The following is a 3,237-nucleotide window of genomic DNA, read 5'->3' as shown; positions in this document are numbered from 1 at the left end:
ATGCCAAAAAATAGGGATAATTGGGAGAATTGAAACAATTTCAAAGTAAAGAAAAGAAAAAAGAGGTCGTAACCTCAATAGACAGATTCGTTTAATTAAAATCTTCTATTTCGTTACAGCCTCTTTTCTTATGTTATTCACTATGCTGCAAACGATAGATAACGACCTCGCTTGGTGAAAATAAACGAGCGTTGATGCCGGTCGTACCAACACCGCTAGATACTTGTAATTCCATAGTGTTGATCTGATATTTTCCTAAGGGATATTTCGTTGCGCCTTCTTCCCTTTTATAAGGTCCGATCAATGGAAGGTTGATCTGGGAAGCATGAGAGTGCCCGGCGATTCCCAAAGAAATCGAGGCATAGGGAATTTCGCTTTGGGCAAACAAATCGGGACAGTGCGTCAATAAGATATTGTATTCTTCTTCGCTGATCTTAGCTGTTGCGCCGGCAATATCTGGGTTTCCATTTACCAGCGGTTCGATGCCGACCAATACGATTCCGCTGTTGGTGCCATTGCGGATCCGCAGGGCTTGATTGTTGAGAATTTCAAAATCAGCGTCATGCAGCATTGTCGTGATTTTGTCTCGAATTTCTTCATTGACACAATCTCGTTCGCCTAGTACGGCAAATTTTCCCAGCGGTGCCTCTATTTTCTTTAATAATGCAGTTACGGTAGAGAAATCTTCATCGCTCATGCCGGTTGCGTCATCAAATACATCGCCTCCAAAGATCACGACATCTGCGCCATTGAAATTGATCGTATCAACAATGGAAGAGAAACGTTCTTTGTCAATGGAGAATCCATATTCTAAGTCTGTAAAATAGGCAATCTTTACATCGTTCATCTCTTTTGGGATCTTTGTGGAGGTGAGCGTTTCATAACGTACTTTCGTATGGTTGACCGAAATGAAAAGTGCATAGTATATCATCACCATAACGATCAAAGCAATGACAAGCAAAGCTGCAACGATCTTTAATAATTTCTTAACCATTGATCCACCTCCATGCAGTGTTTATTCTACCATATGGATATCAAAAAAAGAAGAGCCGTATACAGTTGTATCTTATGAGAACTGTATACGGCATCTGTTAAGCTTCTGTTACTTTTGCTGCTTTTTTCTTTGTGGCTCTAGAAGAGGATTTCGTTTTGCTGGCACTCTTTTTGTTTGTGCCTTCAGTTTCTTTTTCCTCCGCTTTTGCTTTGTTGGTTTTCGTGTTTCGCTGTGCGCGCATCGCTTCGATCTGTGCCATCGTTGACTTAGAGTTGATGATGACCGGGATCACGATCGGATTTCGATGTGTCTTATTGTAGAGGAATGGCTCCAGGGTCGAACGTACGCAATTTTTTAATTCCCCAAAAGTGGTCCGTTGGGCCATCTTGTCTTTCAATGCCTGATAAACGATGTTCTCGGCTTCCTTTAAAAGACTTTGCGAATCTTTGATGAAGACGAATCCGCGGGATACGATCATTGGTTTCATCAAGATCTTGTTCTCTTTGGAATCGATTGCGATGACGACAGAGACCAGACCGTTATTGGCTAAGATCTTGCGGTCTTTGAGCACGGCCGTTGATAGACCGCTGATGTCATTGCCATCTACATAGATGTCATCTGCCTGGATACGCCAGCTGCTTGGGAAGACCTTGTGGTCGCGCAGGATCAAGACATCGCCATTGGCACAAGTGAAGATGTTTTCCGGTGCCACTCCGGTTTCGATGGCAGTATTTTTATGCTGAACAAGCATCTTGTATTCGCCATGCACCGGCATAAAGTATTTCGGCTTGATCAATTGCAGCATTAGTTTTTGTTCCTCTTGGGAAGCATGTCCGGTCGTATGCAGATTGTTCAAGACGGATTTTGTCAATACATTGGCACCGGCACGGAACAGTTTGTTCACGACCTGGTTGACGCTTCCGCCGTTTCCCGGAATTGGTGAAGAAGAGAAAACGACCGTATCGCCTGGGATCAATTTGATCCAGCGATGGGTACCGTTTGCGATGCGGGAAAGGGCAGCTAATGGTTCTCCCTGGGAACCGGTACATACGATGCAGATCTTATTGGACGGGGTATGGTTGAGTTCTTCAGGAGCCAAGAAATGTTCTTCTCCGATCTTGATGTTTCCCATCTTGCGGCCGATCGTAACGACATTTTCCATGCTGCGTCCAAAGATGCAAACTTTTCTGCCGCATTTTACTGCCGCTTCTAAGATCTGTGCGACACGCAAGACGTTGCTAGCAAATGTAGCGACGATGAGTCGTCCTGTGGTCTTGCGCATGATATCCATGATCTCTTGCGCAACTTTTTTCTCCGAGATGGAAAAGTCTTCTACACCGGAATTGGTGGAATCGCTCATCAACAGATCGACCCCGATCTGACCCATATAGGCCATTACCTGATAATCGGCATTTAATCCCAGCGGAGTCAAATCAAATTTAAAGTCACCGGTTTCTACGACACGGCCATTTGGTGTATTGATCAGGATTCCCAGTGAATCGGGTATAGAATGGATCGTGTTGAAAAAACCGACGGTAAAATGTTTCATATGAATGGATGACTGATCATTGATCTCAATCAGTTTTACATTTTTCACCATTCGATGTTCTTCTAATTTTTTGCGGATCAAAGCACTGGCAAAACGAGGAGCGTAGATGGCCTCGATCTGAACCGAACGCAGTAAAAATGGAATACCTCCGATATGGTCTTCATGACCATGGGTGATCACCAAGATCTTGCGTTTGCGGTTATGCTTGATCAAATGTGTGTAATCTGGAATAACGTAATCGACACCGAGTAAGTTGTCTTCCGGAAAACGAACGCCAGCATCGACGATCAGGATCTCGTTGCCGTGCTCAAAACAATAGGTGTTTTTTCCAATCTCACCTAAACCTCCCATCGCATAGATGAGAGTGTCGTTTTTTTCTACTGTTGTTTTATTATATTCATTTCGAAAACTGCTTAACTCATGCGGTGCCTGAGAATGTTGTTGTGAATGCATATATTCTCCTTTCTATCATAGCTGTTTTACGGAATGCACCTTTTTAGATATTATACCATATTTTCAGAAAAACAAACGAAGTGTTTCTCTATTTTCCTATGGCACAGCTTGTACTATTATACAAATATTTGATCAAAAAAACCAGTATTTTTATTTGGACATTAAAAAACCGAAACACAGATGTATTTCGGTCGTTAATGATTATCCGATGACCATGGCTTCCGGATCTTCTTTCCAAGGA

The 3,237-nt window shown here is 42.9% G+C and carries 2 protein-coding genes; both read right to left on the bottom strand.

Going from position 1 to position 3,237, the window contains the following annotated elements; genetic code table 11:
- Positions 1-133: 133 nt before the first annotated feature.
- Positions 134-994 carry a metallophosphoesterase gene (locus tag BQ9859_RS03790; protein WP_075876949.1) on the bottom strand — a complete coding sequence of 287 codons (861 nt, stop codon included), beginning with the start codon at positions 992-994 and terminating at the stop codon, positions 134-136.
- Positions 995-1,091: 97 nt separating this feature from the next.
- Complete coding sequence (gene rnjA, locus BQ9859_RS03785; protein WP_235846384.1) at positions 1,092-2,894, bottom strand: ribonuclease J1; 1,803 nt, start codon at positions 2,892-2,894, stop codon at positions 1,092-1,094.
- Between the last annotated feature and the right edge of the window lie 343 nt (positions 2,895-3,237).

This window comes from Merdibacter massiliensis (genome assembly GCF_900155395.1).
Classification (GTDB): Bacteria; Bacillota_I; Bacilli_A; order Erysipelotrichales; family Erysipelotrichaceae; genus Merdibacter; species Merdibacter massiliensis.
Note: the sequence above shows the minus strand (reverse complement) of the source record. Positions and strands in the feature narration are given on the sequence as shown.

Coding starts and splice junctions, on each gene's coding strand:
- BQ9859_RS03790 (WP_075876949.1), bottom strand. CDS start 994: ATGGTTAAGAAATTATTAAAGATCGTTGCAGCTTTGCTTGTCATTGCT.
- rnjA (WP_235846384.1), bottom strand. CDS start 2,894: ATGGGAGGTTTAGGTGAGATTGGAAAAAACACCTATTGTTTTGAGCAC.